The sequence below is a fragment of the Rhodoferax sp. WC2427 genome (genome assembly GCF_040822085.1).
In the GTDB taxonomy this organism is placed as follows: domain Bacteria; phylum Pseudomonadota; class Gammaproteobacteria; order Burkholderiales; family Burkholderiaceae_C; genus Rhodoferax_B.
This window is the reverse complement of sequence record NZ_CP162006.1, coordinates 851,803-870,640: the sequence shown is the minus strand read 5'-3', so window position 1 is coordinate 870,640 and position 18,838 is coordinate 851,803. Positions and strand designations below refer to the sequence as shown.

General features: G+C 64.5%; 19 protein-coding genes. 17 read left to right on the top strand and 2 right to left on the bottom strand.

The window, feature by feature from the left end; all coding sequences use genetic code 11:
- Nucleotides 1–71: 71 nt before the first annotated feature.
- The 14 genes from AB3G31_RS04180 (at nucleotide 72) to hemP (ending at nucleotide 14,212) form a co-directional block, all read left to right on the top strand.
- The gene (locus AB3G31_RS04180; RefSeq protein ID WP_367848957.1) at nucleotides 72–1,220 is read left to right on the top strand and encodes an L-lactate dehydrogenase; all 1,149 of its coding nucleotides are present in this window, start codon (nucleotides 72–74) and stop codon (nucleotides 1,218–1,220) included.
- Nucleotides 1,221–1,296: 76 nt separating this feature from the next.
- Nucleotides 1,297–2,229 (top strand): exopolyphosphatase, encoded by a 933-nt coding sequence (locus AB3G31_RS04175; protein WP_367848956.1) that lies wholly within the window; start codon nucleotides 1,297–1,299, stop codon nucleotides 2,227–2,229.
- Nucleotides 2,230–2,405: 176 nt separating this feature from the next.
- The gene (locus AB3G31_RS04170) at nucleotides 2,406–3,497 is read left to right on the top strand and encodes an imelysin family protein (protein WP_367850286.1); all 1,092 of its coding nucleotides are present in this window, start codon (nucleotides 2,406–2,408) and stop codon (nucleotides 3,495–3,497) included.
- A gap of 4 nt (nucleotides 3,498–3,501) precedes the next feature.
- The gene (locus AB3G31_RS04165) at nucleotides 3,502–4,938 is read left to right on the top strand and encodes a di-heme oxidoredictase family protein (protein ID WP_367848955.1); all 1,437 of its coding nucleotides are present in this window, start codon (nucleotides 3,502–3,504) and stop codon (nucleotides 4,936–4,938) included.
- Nucleotides 4,939–4,962: 24 nt separating this feature from the next.
- Nucleotides 4,963–5,970: an imelysin family protein gene (locus tag AB3G31_RS04160; protein WP_367848954.1), complete on the top strand. Its 1,008-nt coding sequence runs from the start codon at nucleotides 4,963–4,965 to the stop codon at nucleotides 5,968–5,970.
- Nucleotides 5,963–7,054: a DUF1513 domain-containing protein gene (locus AB3G31_RS04155; protein ID WP_367848953.1), complete on the top strand. Its 1,092-nt coding sequence runs from the start codon at nucleotides 5,963–5,965 to the stop codon at nucleotides 7,052–7,054. The genes AB3G31_RS04160 and AB3G31_RS04155 overlap by 8 nt, the downstream gene beginning before the upstream one ends.
- A 348-nt stretch (nucleotides 7,055–7,402) precedes the next feature.
- Entirely contained in the window at nucleotides 7,403–9,727 is a 2,325-nt protein-coding gene (locus tag AB3G31_RS04150; RefSeq protein WP_367848952.1) for a TonB-dependent receptor, read from the top strand.
- A 65-nt stretch (nucleotides 9,728–9,792) separates the two neighbouring features.
- Nucleotides 9,793–10,476 carry a Fe2+-dependent dioxygenase gene (locus AB3G31_RS04145; protein WP_367848951.1) on the top strand — a complete coding sequence of 228 codons (684 nt, stop codon included), beginning with the start codon at nucleotides 9,793–9,795 and terminating at the stop codon, nucleotides 10,474–10,476.
- On the top strand, nucleotides 10,473–11,585 hold the full coding sequence (locus tag AB3G31_RS04140; protein WP_367848950.1) for an alpha-hydroxy acid oxidase: 1,113 nt from the start codon (nucleotides 10,473–10,475) through the stop codon (nucleotides 11,583–11,585). The genes AB3G31_RS04145 and AB3G31_RS04140 overlap by 4 nt, the downstream gene beginning before the upstream one ends.
- A gap of 83 nt (nucleotides 11,586–11,668) precedes the next feature.
- A complete protein-coding gene (locus tag AB3G31_RS04135) occupies nucleotides 11,669–11,914 on the top strand; it encodes a bacterioferritin-associated ferredoxin (protein WP_367848949.1) in 246 nt (81 codons plus the stop codon).
- A 121-nt stretch (nucleotides 11,915–12,035) separates the two neighbouring features.
- The gene (locus AB3G31_RS04130) at nucleotides 12,036–12,728 is read left to right on the top strand and encodes an energy transducer TonB (RefSeq protein WP_367848948.1); all 693 of its coding nucleotides are present in this window, start codon (nucleotides 12,036–12,038) and stop codon (nucleotides 12,726–12,728) included.
- 18 nt (nucleotides 12,729–12,746) lie between these two features.
- Nucleotides 12,747–13,463 carry a MotA/TolQ/ExbB proton channel family protein gene (locus AB3G31_RS04125; protein WP_367848947.1) on the top strand — a complete coding sequence of 239 codons (717 nt, stop codon included), beginning with the start codon at nucleotides 12,747–12,749 and terminating at the stop codon, nucleotides 13,461–13,463.
- 3 nt (nucleotides 13,464–13,466) lie between these two features.
- On the top strand, nucleotides 13,467–13,880 hold the full coding sequence (locus tag AB3G31_RS04120) for an ExbD/TolR family protein (protein ID WP_367848946.1): 414 nt from the start codon (nucleotides 13,467–13,469) through the stop codon (nucleotides 13,878–13,880).
- Between the two features lie 107 nt (nucleotides 13,881–13,987).
- On the top strand, nucleotides 13,988–14,212 hold the full coding sequence (hemP, locus tag AB3G31_RS04115) for a hemin uptake protein HemP (protein WP_367848945.1): 225 nt from the start codon (nucleotides 13,988–13,990) through the stop codon (nucleotides 14,210–14,212).
- A gap of 191 nt (nucleotides 14,213–14,403) precedes the next feature.
- Here the strand turns inward: hemP and betC are convergent, their stop codons facing one another.
- Complete coding sequence (betC, locus tag AB3G31_RS04110; protein WP_367848944.1) at nucleotides 14,404–15,924, bottom strand: choline-sulfatase; 1,521 nt, start codon at nucleotides 15,922–15,924, stop codon at nucleotides 14,404–14,406.
- Between the two features lie 109 nt (nucleotides 15,925–16,033).
- Between betC and AB3G31_RS04105 the strand changes: the two genes are divergently transcribed.
- Nucleotides 16,034–16,978 carry a LysR substrate-binding domain-containing protein gene (locus tag AB3G31_RS04105; RefSeq protein ID WP_367848943.1) on the top strand — a complete coding sequence of 315 codons (945 nt, stop codon included), beginning with the start codon at nucleotides 16,034–16,036 and terminating at the stop codon, nucleotides 16,976–16,978.
- Nucleotides 16,979–17,020: 42 nt separating this feature from the next.
- Here AB3G31_RS04105 and AB3G31_RS04100 read toward each other — a convergent pair whose 3' ends face one another.
- Nucleotides 17,021–17,428, bottom strand: coding sequence for a heme-binding protein (locus tag AB3G31_RS04100; RefSeq protein WP_367848942.1), 408 nt, complete (start codon nucleotides 17,426–17,428; stop codon nucleotides 17,021–17,023).
- 211 nt (nucleotides 17,429–17,639) lie between these two features.
- Between AB3G31_RS04100 and AB3G31_RS04095 the strand changes: the two genes are divergently transcribed.
- Both AB3G31_RS04095 and AB3G31_RS04090 read left to right on the top strand, forming a co-directional pair.
- Nucleotides 17,640–18,341, top strand: coding sequence for a Bax inhibitor-1/YccA family protein (locus AB3G31_RS04095; protein WP_367848941.1), 702 nt, complete (start codon nucleotides 17,640–17,642; stop codon nucleotides 18,339–18,341).
- 121 nt (nucleotides 18,342–18,462) lie between these two features.
- Nucleotides 18,463–18,837, top strand: coding sequence for a hypothetical protein (locus tag AB3G31_RS04090; RefSeq protein WP_367848940.1), 375 nt, complete (start codon nucleotides 18,463–18,465; stop codon nucleotides 18,835–18,837).
- Nucleotide 18,838: the final 1 nt, after the last annotated feature.

Sequence of the window (18,838 nt, the reverse complement as noted above, 5' to 3'; positions counted from 1 at the left end):
CCTACCCCAAAATTTCTTCAGCCCACGTCGGCCCCAAGCCCGCTAGCATCCAGGGCATTCAGGAGACTCTTTTGCCCCACGTCATTACCAATATCGAAGACCTGCGCGTTCTGGCGCAAAAACGCGTGCCGCGCATGTTTTACGACTACGCCGACTCCGGTTCGTGGACCGAGGGCACCTACCGCGCCAACTCGGCCGACTTCCAAAAGATCAAGCTGCGCCAACGGGTGGCCGTCAACATGGCCAACCGCAGCACCCGGGTGAAGATGGTCGGCCAGGATGCCGCCATGCCGGTGGCGATAGCCCCCACCGGCCTGACCGGCATGCAGCATGCCGATGGCGAGATTCTGGCAGCGCGGGCGGCCGAGAAGTTTGGCATTCCGTTTACCCTGTCCACCATGAGCATCTGCTCGCTGGAAGACATTGCCGCCCACACCAAGGCCCCGTTCTGGTTCCAGCTGTACTGGATGCGCGATCGCGCCTTCATGGAAGCACTGATGGACCGCGCCAAGGCGGCGGGCTGCTCAGCCCTGGTGCTGACGCTGGATCTGCAGGTGCTGGGCCAGCGCCACAAGGATCTGAAAAACGGCATGACCGCGCCGCCCAAGCCCACGCTGGCCAATATCCTGAACCTGATGACCAAGCCGCGCTGGTGCCTGGGCATGGCGGGCACGCGTCGCCACACGTTTGGCAACCTGGTGGGCCACGCCAAGAACGTCAGCGACATGTCCTCGCTCAGCGCCTGGACCAAAGAACAGTTTGACCCGCAGCTCGACTGGAATGACGTGGAGTGGATCAAGAAGCGCTGGGGCGGCAAGCTCATCCTCAAAGGCATCATGGACGCAGAAGATGCCCGCCTGGCAGCCCACAGCGGCGCCGATGCCATGGTGGTGTCCAACCACGGTGGCCGCCAGCTTGATGGAGCCCCCAGCGCCATCGAAGCCCTGCCCGCGATCGTCGATGCGGTGGGCTCACAGATCGAGGTGTGGATGGACAGCGGCATCCGCTCCGGCCAGGACGTTTTGAAGGCCTGGGCCCTGGGCGCGCGCGGCACCATGATCGGCCGCAGCTTTCTGTACGGCCTGGGCGCCATGGGCGAAGCCGGGGTCACCAAATGCCTGGAGATCCTGCACAAGGAGCTGGATGTGACGATGGCCTTTTGCGGCCATACCCAGATCGGCACCGTCGACAAAAGCATTCTGTTGCCCGGCACGTTTTAGGCATGCAAGCTGTGGCCCAGGCGGCATAATCCCGGTACATTTTGTAACCGCCAACATGGCAAAAAGGATGGACCCCATGGGCACAGAAAAATTTCGCTTGGTCACCCGCAGTGATTTCGACGGGCTGGTATGTGCAGTGCTGCTCAATGAGCTGGACATGATCGACGAGATCAAGTTCGTCCATCCCAAGGACATGCAAGACGGCAAGATCACCATCACCGACCGCGACATCACCACCAACCTGCCCTACGTGGCGGGTGCCCACATCGCGTTTGACCACCACGCCTCCGAGACCATCCGCAACCAGAGCGGGCTGAAAAACCATGTGATCGATGCCAAAGCCCCATCGGCGGCGCGCGTGGTGTTTGACTACTACGGCGGTGCTAAAGCCTTCCCCAATATCACCGTGGACATGATGGACGCGGTGGACAAGGCCGATTCGGCCCAGTACGTGCGCGAAGAAATCATGCACCCCGAGGGCTGGGTGCTGCTGAACTACCTGATGGACGCGCGTACCGGCCTGGGGCGTTTCCGCGAATTCCGCATCAGCAACTACGCGCTGATGATGGATTTGATCCAATACTGCCGCGACCACGGCATTGAAGACATCTTGTCGCTGCCCGATGTCAAGGAGCGCATCGATATCTACCAGGAACACGCCGTCAAAGCCAAGGCCCAGATTGAACGCTGCGCCACGGTACACGGCAATCTGGTGGTGTTGGACCTGCGTGCAGAAGAAACCATCTGGGCCACCAACCGCTTCATGGTGTACGCGCTGTTTCCGCAGTGCAACATCTCCATCCACGTCATGTGGGGCGTGCAAAAACAAAATACCGTGCTGGCCACTGGCAAGTCGATTCTGGACCGCAGCAGCAAAACCAACGTGGGTGAGCTGATGCTGGCCTACGGCGGCGGCGGCCACCATGCGGCGGGCACCTGCCAGGTCGACAACGACCAGGCCGCCACGGTGCTGCAAAAACTGATCACCCAGATCAACCTGGACGGGTAAGGCGATCCGCGCGGCACGGTATCGCGAATCAATCTCATTACAATGGGTTTCTGACCTGTCCGCGTTAACCGCAGCATTCTTGCGTTTCGCGGATGGGAACATCAAGGACCTGTGCTGTGAAATCTCTTCTGCTGAGTGCTGCATTGCTGGTGGCTTTTTCCGCTACCGCCCAAACCATGGCTCCTGTCACGGCAGCCGCCGTGGCTGCCGACTACAGCAAGCTGGTTTACGCCAGCTACGAAGACACCCTAACCACGGCACAGGCGCTCCAGGCCGCCATTACCGCGTTCAACGCAGCCCCCAGCACTGACGGCTTGGCCAAGGCCCGCACTGCCTGGCTGGCCGCCCGGGAGTTTTATGGCCAGACCGAAGCCTTCCGCTTCTACGCCGGCCCCATCGATGACAAAAACGGCCCCGAAGGCCGCATCAACGCCTGGCCGATGGACGAAGCCTATGTGGACTACGTCGTTGGCAAGCCCAAGGCTGGCATCATCAACAACCCCAAGGTCAAAATTACCGCCAAGGCCCTCACGGCCCTGAACGAGCGCGGCGGCGAAGAAAACATCGCCACCGGCTGGCACGCCATCGAGTTCTTGCTCTGGGGCCAGGATCTGAGCGACACCGGCCCCGGCGACCGTTCTTTTGAAGACTTTGTGGACGGCAAAACCCCCAACGCCAACCGCCGCCGCGACTACCTGAAGGTGGTCACTGACCTGCTGGTCAGCGACCTGACCAGCCTGACCAAGGCCTGGGCCCCCAATGCCCAGAACTACCGCGCCCAATTTGAAAAATCCAGCACCAACGCCGTACGCAACATGCTGGTCGGCGTGGGCTCCCTGTCGCGCGGCGAACTGGCCGGCGAGCGCATCGAAGTGGCCCTGGCATCCAAAAACCAGGAAGACGAGCACTCCTGCTTCTCCGACAACACCCACCGCGACATCGTGGCCAACGCCACCGGCATTGAAAACGTCTGGCTGGGCCGCTTCAAGCGCGCCGACGGCAGCCTGTTGCAAGGCGCTTCGCTGCGCGACCTGGTGGCTCTTAAAGATGCCGCTACCGCCGAGCGCACCAGCGGCCATATCGCCGCCAGCGTGCAAGCAGCCGTTGCGATCCACGCCCCGTTTGACCGCGAGATTGGGGACCCCGAAGGCCGCAAACGCGTGCAGGCCGTGGCCGACGCGCTCAAGCTGCAAAGCAAGGACTTCCTGGATGCGGCCAAGGCCGTGGGCATCACCAAACTCACCTTGGTAGACCCCGCCAAAGAATAAGCCGATGCGTTCGCCGAACCTGCAAAAAACACGCTGGCGCACCCTCACCACCGCCGCCCTGGCTTCGGCCGGGATGGCGGTGGCGTGGCTGGCCCTGGCAGCAACTCCCGCCATCGACACTTCGGAAGAAAAGCCCGGCGGCGACACCACCGTGTTCGAGGAAGGCCTGAACGCCTTCTCGTTCCCCGCCGCCAACCTGGACGAGGCAGGCCGCACCCACTTCGCCATCGGCAACTCGTTCTTTCGGCGCAACTGGGTGGAAGCCCCTTCGTCTACCGCTGCCCGCGATGGCCTGGGCCCACACTTCATCGCCCGTTCCTGCGGCGGCTGCCATACCCAGGACGGGCGCGGCGCACCGCCCAACACCTTTAAAAACGGCATCACTGCCGAGCAACCCATCGGCCTGCTGTTCCGCCTGTCGGTACTGGATGCACAGGGCACGCCCCGGCACGAGCCCACCTACGGCGAACAGTTCACCAACTCCGCCATGCAAGGCGTGCGCCCCGAGGGCAAGGTACGCATCCGCTACACCGAGCTGCCCGGCCAGTTTGCCGACGGCACGCGCTACAGCCTGCGCCAGCCGCACTACCGCTTCACCGACCTGGGCTACGGCCCTATGCAGCCCGGCACCCTGGTGGGCCCGCGCATCGCGCCGCAGATGCCCGGCGTGGGCCTGATCGACGCGATCCCCGAGGCCGACATCCTGGCCAACGTGCAGCAGCAGGCCGGCCGCAGCGACGGCATCCATGGCATGGCGAACCGCGTGTTCGACCCGTTTGCGGGCAAGGAAGTGGTGGGCCGCTTTGGCTGGAAGGCCAACACCGGCAGCCTGGCGCACCAGTCGGCGGCCGCCTTCAACGGCGACATCGGCATCACCTCCGAGAAGTTCCCCCGCGAAGACTGCACGCCCCGGCAAAAAGACTGCGCCGCAGCCCCCCGTGGCGGCCAAAACGGCGGGTTTGAGATCGACAACGCCACGCTGGAAAAAGTCATCCAGTACCAGGCCACGCTGGCCGTACCCGCCCGGCGCGGCTATGACAACCTGGACGTGCGCCGCGGCCAGGCCCTGTTTGCCCAGGCCCAGTGCGCCGTGTGCCACCGCCCCGGCTACACCACCGGTGCATCGCCCTTCCCCGCGCTGCGCGACCAGAAGATCACCCCCTACACCGATCTGCTGCTGCACGACATGGGCCAGGGCCTGGCCGATGGCCGACCGGACGGCCTGGCCAACGGCCAGCAATGGCGCACCCCGCCGCTGTGGGGCATCGGGCTGATCCCGGACGTGAACAACCACAGCTTCCTGCTGCATGACGGCCGCGCCCGCAACACGCTGGAAGCCATTCTGTGGCACGGTGGCGAAGCCGATGCGGCCCGCCAGCAGGTGCTGAAAATGCCCCAGGCCGACCGCGATGCGCTGGTGAAATTTGTGAACTCCCTCTGACCTGTTCTGACAGAAAGCGCCGCCGTGACCCTTTTGATCGACCGCCGCCAGTGGATGGCACTGGGCTTGGGCACCCTGTGCAGCGCCGCCGGAGCGGCCAACCTGCCACAGCGCATTGCCAGCCCCGCCATCACCCAGACCGACTGGGTGCGCAATGCCCTGCGGCTGCACTTTGTGCCGGCCGCGCAGGCCTTTGCCCAGAGCAGCGCGGCCCTGCTAGAGGTGCTGGCAGCGGGCTGCAACCCGGCCACCGCCCGCCCCGCCTGGCGTGCCGCCATGCTCGACTGGGAGCGCCTGAGCGCCGTGTCCGTGGGCCCGCTGCTGGAGCGCCGCAGCGCCCGCAGCATCGACTTCTGGCCCACGCGCCCGGCCATGGTCAGCGCCGCCATGGCCAACCCGCCGCAATCTGCCGCGGCGCTGGACGACCTGGGCGCCCCCGCCAAAGGCCTGCCCGCCCTGGAATGGCTGCTGTGGCAAACCCCGCCCGATGCCACCCCCTGCACCTACGCCGCTGTGCTGGCCCAAGGCTGCGCGGCCGAGGGCCAGGCCCTGCTGGCCGATTTCCAAAACCTCGCCGCCCGCGACTGGACCCCCGACACCGCACTCACCGCCTTCAACGAATGGTTCAGCCAGGCAGTAGGCGGGCTGGAGCAACTGCGCTGGAAAAAGATGGGCAAACCCGCCCGCAGTGGCCGCACCAGCGACTGGCCGCGCGCCACCAGCGGCAGCACCCGGGCGGCGTGGCAGGCCAACGCGGCCAGCCTGCAAAACTTCCTGGTCGGCACCGGCCGCAGCCAGGAGCAAGGCAGCCTGAACGGCTACCTGGCCGGTGAAAACCAGCTCGCCCTCTCGGCCCAGCTGGAAGCCGCCGTGGCCCTGCTGCACACCCGCATGCTCGCAGCCGACCCGGCCCGCGCCGCCAGCGTCACCGCCGCCATGCAGGCCCTGGCCCAGGCCAAGAAGCTGCTGGAGGACAAAATCGCCCCCGAGCTGAAGACCATGATCGGTTTCTCGGAGTCCGATGGTGATTGATGCCACACTGCGCCGCCGCGAGTGGCTGGCCCTGGCCGCTGCCAGCCTCACTTTGCCCGCCCAAGCTGCATCCCCCCCCGGCCTGCTGACCTCCTGGGTCATGGACGACCAGGCCTGGGCTGGTGTCTGGCAACTCGGCAGCGCACCGCGTGGCGTGGCCCTGCCCCAACGCGCGCACGAAGTGCAAATGCTGCACCCGGCGCTGGGCCTGCCGGGCCAGGCGCTGGCCGTGGCCCGCCGCCCGGGCGAATACCTGCTGCGCTTTGACACCCGAACCGCCCGCGCCGTGCTGTGGCATGACATTGAAGACGACCGCGTGCTTTGCGGCCACGCCAGCTTTGCGCTGGACGGCAGCACCCTCTACACCACCGAGACCAGCACCGACACCGGGGCCGGCTTCATTGCCGTGCGCGACCCGGTGAGCCTGGAAAAAGTCCGCGAATTCTCCAGCGGCGGCCTGGACCCGCACATGGTGCTGGTCGAACCCGACGGCAGCCTGCTGGTGGCCAATGGCGGTCTGCTCAACCTGCCTGAAACCGGCCGCACCAAGCTGAATGTGCAGCAAATGGATTCGTCCATCGCCCGCCTGGATGCCGCCACCGGCACGCTCCGCCAGGCCTGGCGCGCCCATGACCCGTTCCTGAGCCTGCGCCACCTGGCCCGCGCGCCCGACGGCACTGTGGCCATCGCCCTGCAGGCCGAGCATGCCGATGCCAGCGCCCGCCGCAACGCCCCGCTGCTGGCCCTGCTGGATGCCCAGGGCCTGCGCACCGTCGCCCTGCCGGAAGCGCTGGCCCTGGGTGGCTATGGCGGCGATGTGGCCTATGTACCGGGCCGCAACAGCCCCGCCGACGCCCGGTTTGTCGTCAGTGCCACCCGTGCCGGGCAACTGGCCTGGTGGTCCACCCTGGGGGGCGATCCCCGCCAGCTCCCGCTGCCCGAAGTGGGCGCCCTGACCGCCTTCGGCCCCGACTGGCTCGCCAGCGGCGCCCAGGGTGGGGTGCGCGGTGAGGTAGCCGCCCACAGCCTGGAGCGGCAACTGGACCGCGTGCACTGGGACAACCACGCCAAGTGGCTGGCGTAGCCGATATTTGCTATTAAAAAAAGAGCTGCTTGCGCTCAAGATATAAGCGCGAGCACTTGATTTCTTGTAAATTTTGAGATCAGAGTCCGACCCGATGGCCGACCCCAAGCAAACCACTGGCGCGCGTGGGGCATTTGCAACGCAATGTTGCAAATTGCGTATTTTTCTAGAGGGCAGCAAGGTTTTTGGCCCACTTCTTAACAAGAATGATTCGCATTAATTTACAATTACCCGGTACTACTTAACCAAGCCAGCCAAGCATTTCGGACCTCGTAAGCGTTCCGCGCGTTAGCCAGCAGTGTCCTGAGAACGTGTCCACGTTCTCGCAACCTACCTAGGCCGACCGCCATGTCCCGACGCATACATTTCAAGCAAAAACCTGCCCTCGCGCTTATTCCATCAGCACAAGCAGCTATCAATACCGCAGCACAATCAACGTCCACCTACACCATGCTGCCGCTCGGGGCCATGCTGTTGGCAGGCTCCATGGGGGCCATGGCCCAGGAAACCCCTGGCACAGCGGCCAGTGCCGCCCAGGCCAAAACCCTGGCCCCGGTGGCCGTGACCGAGCAGGCCGAGGGCAAAGACAGCCTGCGTGCCACCACCACCAGCATCGGCAAAGGCAAGCAAGAGCTGCGCAACATCCCCCAGTCGATCACCGTGGTGACCGAAAAGCTGATCAATGACCGCAACCTCGACACCCTGAAAGAAGTGCTGCACAGCACTGCGGGCGTGACCTTCCAGGCGGCCGAGGGCGGTGAGGAAGACATCCGTTTGCGCGGCTTCTCGCTGGCCTCGACCGGCGACATCTTTCTGGACGGCATGCGCGACCCGGCCTTCTACGACCGCGACACCTTCAACAACGACCGCATCGAGTTGTTGCGCGGCTCGGCCTCCATGCTGTTTGGCCGGGGCTCCACGGGTGGCGCAGTCAACCAGGTCAGCAAGCCCGCGCTGCTGAAAGACGAGACCGAGATCACCACCACCGTGGGCAACCACAACTTCCGCCGCCTGACGGCCGACTTCAACATCAAGACCGCCGACGATGCCGCCTTGCGCATCAATGGCATGTACACCCAGGCCACCAACAACGGCGCGGGAAGCAGCATCGACAAGGACGGCCTGGCGGCCAACTACCGCTTCGGCATCGGCTCCAAAGACGAGTTCTCTGCCAGCCTGTACTCGCTGGACAACCGCAACGGCATGAACTACGGCATCCCGTGGATCAAGCCCAAGGCCAGCGACAGCCAGTCTGCCAACACCCTGATCAACAGCCTGGACCCGAGCGCCTACTTCGGCATGGCCAGCGACCAGAACGGCGGCAATGCCAACATGGGCAGCCTGGCCCACATCCACCGCTTTGGCGTGGACACCGAGCTGAAAACCCAGATCCGCAAAGGCCGCTTCCAGCGTGACCAGCGCGCAGGCACGGTGCGCTTTGCCGGTACCGGCGTGCAGCCCGCGGTGGACCTGGGCAACTTCAGCGGCAGCACCGTGTTTGCCCGTGGCACGCAGCTCAAGGTCCAGGACATGGACACGCTCAATTTCCAAAGCGACCTGAGCAGCAAATTTGACGCACTGGGCGTGGGCCACGAAGTGGTCACCGGGGTGGACTTTTCGCGCGAAGAGAAGATCGTGTACTCGGCACTGAGTGTGGCCCAGGGCGGGGTCAACCTGGTCAAGCCCAACACCACCGCAGGCCGCCCCGACGACGGTGCATCGGTGGACGAATCGCTGCGCGCCTTCCGCGAAGGCAGCAACTTTGTGGCCAAGGCCTACGGCATCTACGCCCAGGACCTGGTCCAGATCGCCCCCGCCTGGAAGCTGCTGGGCGGCCTGCGCTACGACAGCATGAAGGGCAACTACAGCACCTACGCGGTGCCCACGGCGGCCACCACGCCCGTCACCACCACCTCGTACCAGCAAAACATCTCCAACTGGAGCAAGCGTTTTGGCGTGCTGTACCAACCGAACCCGCTGCACTCGTACCACTTCTCGTACGGCACCTCGTTCAACACCTCGGCAGACACCTATTCGTACAACGCCAACAGCGCCAATACCGACCCCGAGAGCAGCGAAAACATCGAGTTCGGTGCCAAGCTGGACTCGGCCGACAAGCGCTTCAACACCCGCCTGGCCATCTTCCGCTCCACCAAGCTCAACGAGCGCAATACCGATCCTGACACCGCCGCCACCCGCCTGCTGCTGTCGGGCAAACGCCATACCGCGGGCCTTGAAATCGACGTGTCGGGCCGCATCACCGACGCATGGGAAATGTGGGGCTCGTACATGTGGATGCCTGTGGCCCGGGTGGACAAGGCCGCATCGACCGCCACCACCGTGGGCAACCGCGTGGGTGACCGGCCCGGCCTGAGCCCCAAGCACAGCGGTTCGTTCTGGAACACCTACCAGTTCACCCCCGCTATCCGTGCCGGCGTGGGCATCAACTTCCGCAGCGCCCAGTCGCCAGCCGACGTGACCGCCCCCGCCTGGGAAGCGCCCAGCTACGCCACCGGCGATCTGATGGCCGAATACACCGTGAACGACCAGCTCAGCTTCAAGGCCAACATCAACAACGTGACCAACAAGCTGTATGCCGACGCGCTGTACCGTGGCCATTACGTGCCCGGCGCAGGCCGCATCTTCCAACTGGCCATGACCGCCCGGTTCTAAGACCCAGCAGTGCAACACAAGCCGTCCTTCGGGACGGCTTTTTGACGTTCAATGACAATTCCCCCATGCTGCTGCACATCCCCCACATCCTGACCCCCGACGAAGTCCAATACGCCCAGGGCCTGCTGGTCGATGCCCCCTGGACGGATGGCCGCGCCAGCGCAGGCAGCCAGGCGCAGGCCGTCAAGAACAACGAGCAGCTGCCGCACGACTGCGAGGCCGCCACCCAGATCCGCGCCCTGCTGCTGCGCGGGCTGGACCGCAACCCGACCTTCTTTTCCGCCGCCCTGCCCAAGCGCGTGTTCACCCCGCGCGTCAACCGCTACAGCGGCATCAGCAACTTCTACGGCCCGCATGTGGACAACGCCGTGCGCTTCGCCCCCGACACTGGCCAGCGCGTGCGCACCGACATCTCCTGCACCCTGTTCTTGACCGAGCCCGAGGCCTACGACGGCGGCGAACTCGTGATCCAAGATTCGGCGGGTCCGCAGCGCGTCAAACTGCCTGCCGGCAGCCTGGTGCTGTACGCAGGCACCAGCGTCCACCAGGTCGAGCCGGTCACGCGCGGCGCCCGGCTGGCCTGCTTTTTCTGGATCGAAAGCATGGTGCGCAGCCAGGAACAGCGCCAACTGCTGTTCGACCTGGATACCCATTTGCTGCGCCTGCGCCAGCAGCACGGCGAAACGCCAGAAACCACCGGTTTGACCGGCACGTACCACAACCTTTTGCGCATGTGGGCCGACACATGAACGCCCCTACCGTCGCCCAAATCCCGCCCGGCATCGTCAATCTGGAAGACCACGCCCGCCACGCCCACACGGTGCTGGATGCGAATGCTTGGGCCTATTTCAGCGGCGGCGCGGGCGACGAGATCACCCTGCGCGCCAACCGCAGCGCCTGGGACACGCGGCAGCTCTACCCCCGTGTGCTGCAGCCGCTGGCCGGTGGCCACACCCGCATCACGCTGCTGGGCCGCGCCCTGGCCCACCCCATCCTGCTGGCCCCGGTGGCCTTTCAGCGCATGGCGCACCCGGACGGCGAACTGGCCAGCGCCTACGCGGCGGCGGCATTGGGGGCAGGCATGGTGCTGAGTACCAACTCCAGTATTGCTATCGAAAAAATAGCTGCTACCGCTCTAAATGAAAGCGCTAGAGGCCCTTTTTGGTTCCAACTTTATCTGCAAGACAACCGGGCGCACACCCTGGCGCTGGTGCAGCGCGCCGAACTAGCCGGGTGCGACGCCCTGGTCCTGACGGTCGATGGCCCCACCGACGGCGCGCGCGACCGGCAGCGCCGCGCGGGCTTTCGGTTGCCGTCGGGGGTGTCGGCGGTGCACCTGGCGGATTTCCGGCCCATGCCGGCCGAACCCCTACACCCCGGCCAAAGCGCCTTGTTCGACGGCCTGCTGGCCCACGCCCCGACCTGGGACGACGTGGCCTGGCTGCAAACCCAGACCCGGCTGCCAGTGCTGCTCAAAGGCATCCTGCACCCCGCCGACGCGCGCCAGGCCGCAGCGCTGGGGCTGGCAGGCATCATCGTCTCCAACCACGGGGGCCGCACGCTGGACACCGCGCCCGCCACCGCCGCCGTGCTGCCACGCATCAAGGACGCAGTGGGCGACCTGCCGGTGCTGGTGGATGGCGGCATCCGGCGTGGCACCGACGTGCTCAAAGCGGTGGCCCTGGGTGCAAGCGCGGTGCTGATCGGGCGGCCCTACGTGTACGGGCTGGCCAACGCCGGTGCGGTGGGCGTGGCGCACGTGCTGCGCCTGCTGCGCGACGAACTGGAGATCGCCATGGCCTTGTGCGGCTGCCAAACCCTGGACCAGGCCAGCCCCGCCCTGTTGTTTGAAGGGTAATCCACGGCCTCTATTGCAAATGCGACGGATTCGCATTTATAATTGCGACATCTTCTCAACTGCCAGCCAATGTGCTTGCCGCCATGATCGTCTGTGTTTGCCAACGTGTTTCCGACCGTGAAATTGTCCGCCACGCGCGTGCCGGTTTCGGGTTTGACGACATCCAGCTCGAATTGGGTGTGGCCACCCAGTGCGGTCGCTGCGAAGGCTGCGCGCGCGACATCGTGGCGCAATGCAACGCGTCGCACCCCGTCGCGGCCATCCAGCTCGCCAGCACCATTTTGGAAAGCCGGGCATGGAACTCTTCACCTCACTCTGTGGCAGCCTGATCTTCGTACTGGGCTCTGCCTGGTGGATCTTTCGTAAATAATTGACCGCCGTTCAGGCGCTGTGCGTCCGTTGGCAGCAACGGCGACGATCGCCTGTGGCCCGCTCCGAATGAACTACACCTTGTCCCGCACTCCCGCCCCCACACCGCCCCGCCTCAGCCGTAACGCCGTCATCGTGGGCGGCGTGCTGGTTTTCCACGGCGCGGCCCTCTGGGCCCTGCAAAGCGGGCTGGTACGGCAGGTGGTGGAAATCGTCGTGCCGGTGGAAATGCTGGCCCAGACGGTGGAGCCGCCCCGGCCCAAAGAACCCCCGCCGCCGCCGCCCGCCCCGGTCAAGCAGCCCGTTGCCAAGACCCGGCTGCCCACACCGCCTCCCGCGCCGCGCCCGGTGGCCATTGCCGACCCCACGCCCACCGCCAACGCCCCCACCGGCGTGACCACACCGCAACCGCCCGCGCCGCCGCTGGCCGAGCCGGTGGCCGTGGCCGCGGCCCCCGTGGCACCGCCCGCCGCACCGCCTGCGCCACCCAAGATCGTGCCGCCCTCCAGCGATGCCAACTACCTCAACAACCCCAAGCCCGCCTATCCCAGAATGAGCCGCTCGCTGGGTGAGCAAGGCACGGTGCAGGTCCTGGTGTACGTGGGGGCCGACGGCAATGCGCAAAAAGTAGAGATTAAAAAATCCAGTGGCTATGACCGCCTGGACCAGGCTGCGCTGGCCGCCATCGCCCACTGGCGCTTTGTACCGGGCAAACGCGACGGCGTGCCCGAGGCCGCTTTCGTCATCGTCCCCATGCCCTTCTCGCTCAACTAATTTTTTCTGGAGTTTTCAATGGAATCGCAATTCGGTATCGCCAACGTCTGGACGCAAGGCGACTTTGTCACCAAGTCCGTGGCCATCATTCTGCTGGCCATGTCGCTGGCCTCGTGGATCGTCATCATCATCAAGGCGCTGGACATCTTCAAGTTCAAGAAGCTGGCCGGCACAGCCGCCGACTTCTGGCACAGCGAAGACTTCGCCACCGGCCTGAAAAAGCTGGGCGATGACCCGACCAACCCGTTCCAGCAGCTGGCCCTGGAAGGCCGCGAAGCCACCGCCCACCACCGCAACACCAAGGCCCATCTGCACGACAGCCTGGACGTGAGCGACTGGGTCACGCGCTGCCTGCGCAACAGCATGGACGAATTCACCGCCCGGCTGCAGTCCGGCCTGGCCATCCTGGCATCGGTGGGCTCCACCGCACCGTTTATCGGCCTGTTTGGCACGGTCTGGGGCATCTACCACGCGCTGCTGAGCATCGGCCTGTCGGGCCAATCGACCATCGACAAAGTGGCGGGCCCCATTGGTGAGGCGCTGATCATGACCGCGCTAGGCCTGGCAGTGGCGATTCCGGCGGTGCTGGGCTACAACGCCCTGGTGCGCGGCAACAAATCCATCCTGATCAAGCTCAATAGCTTTGCCCACGACCTGCACGCTTTCTTCGTTACCGGAGCCCGCGTGGCTACTGGCAGCGCGGCAAATGTGGTGCCCATGAAAAAAGGGAGCTAAGCCATGGCCTTCGGAACCCAGGACGAACCCGATGAGGTGATGAACGAGATCAACATGACGCCCCTGGTGGACGTGATGTTGGTGCTGCTGATCATTTTCATCATCACCATTCCGGTGATGAAACACGCCGTCAACATCGACCTGCCCCGCGCCACCAACCAGGTGCAGGACGCGAAGCCCGAAACCATCCGCCTGAGCGTGGATGCCAAGGGCGACTACTGGTGGAACGAAAACCCGGTGGCTGAGGCCAATCTGGTCCCCCTGCTGCAAGCAGAAGCCGCCAAGGAACCCCAGCCCGAGCTGCACATCCGCGGCGACAAGGACGTGCGCTACGAGCGCGTGGCCCAGGTGATGGCCGCGGCCCAGCAGGCGGGGGTGAAGAAGATCGGCTTCATTACCGAGCCCAAGGCACCGTAAAGGCGGTGTTGCAAAAATAATTCACGAAAGGTGTTGCGATTCAATTGAGAATGGTTATCATTAACTAACCGAAAAATCTCGCACACCCCTTCACCAAGGAATTCACCATGTACGCAACCCTTTCAGCCCGCCCCCAGTTCAACCCCACCTCGGGCGAGAACGCCAACGGCGTGCTCCAGGGCATGGACATGGGCAAGGCTGCCGCCAAACCGGCATCTGCCGTCGAAAGCCGGGATCTGCTCAAGGGCCAAAAGGCCGTGGAGATCCTGCACAACGGCTGTATTTACCGCCTGCAGAACACCAAGCTGGGCAAACTGATTCTGACGAAATAGGTAGGACTTACGCAGCGCCCCTGTATTGCCCTCCGGGCTTACAGGGGAAACTTGGGTAGGTCCTGTAGCTTTCATCGTGGGGCGATCCGCAGACTCTGCAAGGGAGCCTGTGAGGATCGTTTTGCTAGCCAACGGCAAGGGGTTTCGGCCCCGCGCCGACTAGCCATGCTTTTTTTCCCACTCTCCTGATTTCAAGCTTTCACCACGGGGTACCGGGCCCGCGCTTCCAGCGTGTCCAGATCGATGTGGTTGCGCATGTAGCGCTGGCTGGCCGCCTGGAACGGCTGGTGGTCCCAGTATTGCGGCACGCCCTGGTTTTGCGCGGCGTAGTGGAAACGGCGGCGGCGCTGGCTGGCCACCACCTCGGCGCGCAGTTGCGGCATGTTCCAGCGCCCAGCCACCTCGGCGCGGAAGGCCTGCAGCAGGTCCTGCGCAGCCGGGTCGGTGGCCAAATTTACCAATTCGTTCGGGTCGGCCTGCAGGTCAAACAACTGGTCCGGGTCGCCGGGGGAATGCACAAACTTGTGCATGCCGCGGCGCAGCATGATGAGCGGAGCCACCGCCCCCTCACCCAGGTACTCCCCCACCACCTCGTCGTGCCCGCCGGTGCCCACCAGGTGCGGCCAGACACTGCGGCCATCCAGCGCCTCGGGGGTGGCCGGGGCCGCACCGTCAAACGCCATGTCCACCAAGGTGGGCAGGACATCGACCAGCGACACCGATGCCGCCACGCGGTGCGGCTGAAAACGCTGCGGCGCATGCACGATCAACGGCACGCGGCAGGCGTTTTCAAAGAAGTTCATCTTGTACCAAAGCCCGCGCTCGCCCAGCATGTCGCCGTGGTCGGACAGCAGGATGACGATGGTGTTGTCGGCCAGGCCGGTCTGCTCCAGCGTGCGGCGGATTTTGCCGATCTGCTCGTCCACGTACGACACTGCGCCGTAGTAGGCGTGGCGGGCGTGCCGGGTCTGGGCGGCGCTGATGGGCGTGCTGTCCATGTCGCTCACGTGGCGCAGGCGCTGGGAATGCGGGTCCATCTGCGCGGGGTCAATGGGAGCCACGCGCGGCATGTCGATGTCTTCGTCGCGGTACAGGTCCCAGTACTGCTGCGGAATGGCGTAGGGGTCGTGCGGGTGCGTCATCGACACCACCATGCAGAAGGGCCGGGCATCGTCGTCGCGCACGATGTCAAACAGCTTTTGCTGCGCCAGAAACACCACTTCTTCGTCGAAATCGAGCTGGTTGCTGCGGATGCAGGTGCCCGCGTCGGTGACCGAGCCCATGTTGTGGTACCAGCTGGGGCGCACCTCGGGCTGGTCCCAGTCGGGGGTCCAGCCGAAATCGGCGGGGTAGATGTCGGTGGTCAGGCGCTCTTCAAAGCCGTGCAACTGGTCGGCCCCGCAAAAATGCATCTTGCCCGACAAAATGGTGCGGTAGCCCGCGTGGCGCAGGTAGTGGCCGAAGGTCAGCACCTCACTGGGCATCTCGGCAGCGTTGTCATAGGCCCCAATGGCCGAGGGCAGCTTGCCCGCCATGAACACGTAGCGCGACGGGGCGCACAGCGGGCTATTGGTATAGGCCGACTCAAACACCACGCCCCCTGCGGCCAGCGCGTCGATGTGCGGGGTCTTGCTGACGGTGTTGCCGTACGCGGCCAGCGCCGAGGGCGTGAGCTGGTCGGCCATCAGGATCAAAATATTCGGTTGTGCCATGCTGTTTCTCTTTCCAAACATAATCGGGGTTTATGCAATGAATGCAGTCTACGCAGGTGGCATCAGCACGTGAAGACTTTTATTTCTTATACATCCATAAATATCCGTTATGGCAACACCACGCCGCCTCCCACCCCTGCAAAGCCTGGTCTTTTTTGAGGCCGCGGTACGCCACCTGAGCTTTACCGCGGCGGCCCAGGAGCTGGGCACCAGCCAGCCGGCGGTGAGCCAGCGCATCGGTTTGCTGGAAGAGGACCTGGGCGTGCCGCTGTTCAAGCGCGGGCACCGGGGCGTGTCGCTCACGGCCGACGGGCTGCAACTGTTCAACGCGGTGCGCGACAGCCTGGGCGGCATTGGCGAGGCCGCTGCCAGCATCCGCGCCCGGCGCGCCCGCCAGGTGCTGACGGTGGCCACCGACTTTGGCTTTGCCGCCTACTGGCTGATGCCGCGCCTGGCCGCGCTGCGGGCGCTGGTGCCCAACCTGGACGTGCGCATCGTCACCACCCAGGCCCCGTTCGACATCCGCGGCGAGCCGGTGGACATCGCGGTGGCCTTCGGCGCGGGCCAGTGGCCGGGTTGCACGGCGGTGGCGCTGTTTCCGGAAATCGTGGTGCCGGTGTGCAGTCCCGGTTTTTTAACCGCACACGGGCTGACCGGCCAGGCCACCGATCTGGCCAGGCTGCCCCTGCTGCATCTGGAAAGTGCCGAGCCGCTGCGCTGGCTGGGCTGGGAGAACTGGCTGGCGCTGCACGGCGTAGCCCGCACCGGCGACAGCCACGACCTGACGCTGAACAACTACCCGCTGGTCATCCAGGCGGCCATTGCCGGGCAAGGCCTGGCGCTGGGCTGGACCCCGCTGGTGGACGAGTTGGTGCGCCACGGCCAGTTGGTGGCCGCCTGCGCCCAGCCCACCACCACAGCCCACGGCTACTTTCTGGTGGAGCCCAGCGCCCAGCGCACGCCGGAGCCGGTGCAGCGCTTCAAAGAATGGATCGTGGGCGAATGCGCGCAGGCTTTGGCGCTCAGCCCCTTTTCAGATAAAAGTGGCCGCTAGCGCTTATGGAATCAGCGCAAGAAGCTATAAAAAACAGAGCAATTACAAACCGATGGCGGCGATACCAGCCCGGGCGATTTGCGCGTCTTCGGGCGACTTCACGCCGCTGACACCCACCGCGCCGATGCACTGGCCATCCTTGATGATCGGCACGCCACCCTCCAACATGCCCTCAATGCAGGGCGCGGTCAGGAAGGCGGTGCGGCCACCGTTGATGATGTCTTCATATACCTTGGATTCACGGCGGGCCAGCGCGGCGGTGTGGGCCTTGGCGGGCGCAATGTGCGACGACAGCGCCGCCGCACCGTCCAGGCGCTGCAAAGACAACAAGTGGCCGCCGTCGTCCACGATGGCGATAGTCACCGCCCACTGGTGCTTCAGCGCTTCGGCAACGGCGGCATCGGCAATGGTTTTCACGTCGGCGAATTCGAGTACGGATTTGGTTTTCAAGACAGCTTCCTGGTGGGTGGATAAAACCCAAAGCATAACGGCAGCATCTGATTTTTGCCGCAGTGCAGCATGAAAATCAGCCATTTTCGGCCCGGGTTTGTCCAGTACCCCCAGGAAAAATAGGTCTCGTCTGCGGCAATATTTCTGCTTTGCCCTTGAATCGCCCTAGAATTTCCCCAACTGCTTTGCAGAATTTGAAGGACACCTCCCTATGAACGACCGTTACACCAGCGCAGGTTTTGGCATCAGCCCCAACACCGGCGCCTTGCAAGAGCAACGCAACCGCGTCATGCGCAACACCTACTGGCTGCTGGCCCTGAGCCTGGTGCCTACGGTGCTGGGTGCGTGGCTGGGCGTGGCCACGGGCATCACCCAAAGCCTGCGCGGCGGGCTGGGCATGATCGTCTTCCTGGGCGGTGCGTTCGGCTTCATGTATGCCATTGAAAAGACCAAGAATTCGGCCGCCGGTGTGCCGGTGCTGCTGGGCTTTACCTTCTTCATGGGCCTGATGCTGTCGCGCATGATCGCCATGGTGCTGGGCTTCAAGAACGGGCCTGACCTGGTCATGACCGCGTTTGCGGGCACGGCAGGCGTGTTCTTCGTGATGGCCAGCGTGGCCACCGTCATCAAACGCGACATCTCCGGCATGGGCAAATGGCTGTTCGTCGGCGTGCTGGTGCTGATGGTGGGCAGCATCGTCAACATCTTTGTGGGCTCTACCGCGGGCATGATGGCTATCTCGGTGGCCGCCATCGGCATTTTCAGCGCCTACATGCTGTATGACCTGAAGCAGATCATCGACGGCGGCGAGACCAACTACATCACCGCCACCCTGGCCCTGTACCTGGACCTGTTCAACATCTTCCAAAGCCTGTTGTCGTTGCTGGGCATCATGGGCGGCGAACGCGACTGAGCGCACGTCCTCCCCTCTCGACAAGGCCCTTCGGGGCCTTTTTCTTGGGCCGTTGCCGAAGTAAAGTTCAATGTTGGGGGCCAGAAGCCGATAATTAGGCTACTGCCCACACTTTATGCCCATGTCCACCCGCCACCTCCTTGTCTCTTGCGCCGTCCTGCTCCTGGCAGGCTGCGAGATCCCGGGTGTCTACCCCGACCCCAAGGTGCTGGCACGCGAGGCCGACGCCAAAGCCACGGGCGGTGCCTGCCGCCACGCGCTGCGCGGCATTGAAGACTGCTACACCCTGAACCCCAAAGCCGCCAAGGCCTCGGTGTTCCAGGGCTGGAAGGAAATGGACGCGTACATGCGCGAGAACAAGATCGAGGGCGTGGCCTCGGTGGTCAAAATCCCGGTGGAAGGCGAGGCCCCTGCCGAAGAAGCCGTGGCCGCCACCAAGGAAGAAGCCGCCCCCAAGGCCAAAGAGCCCCGCAGCGGCAAGGCCAAGGCCTCTTAAA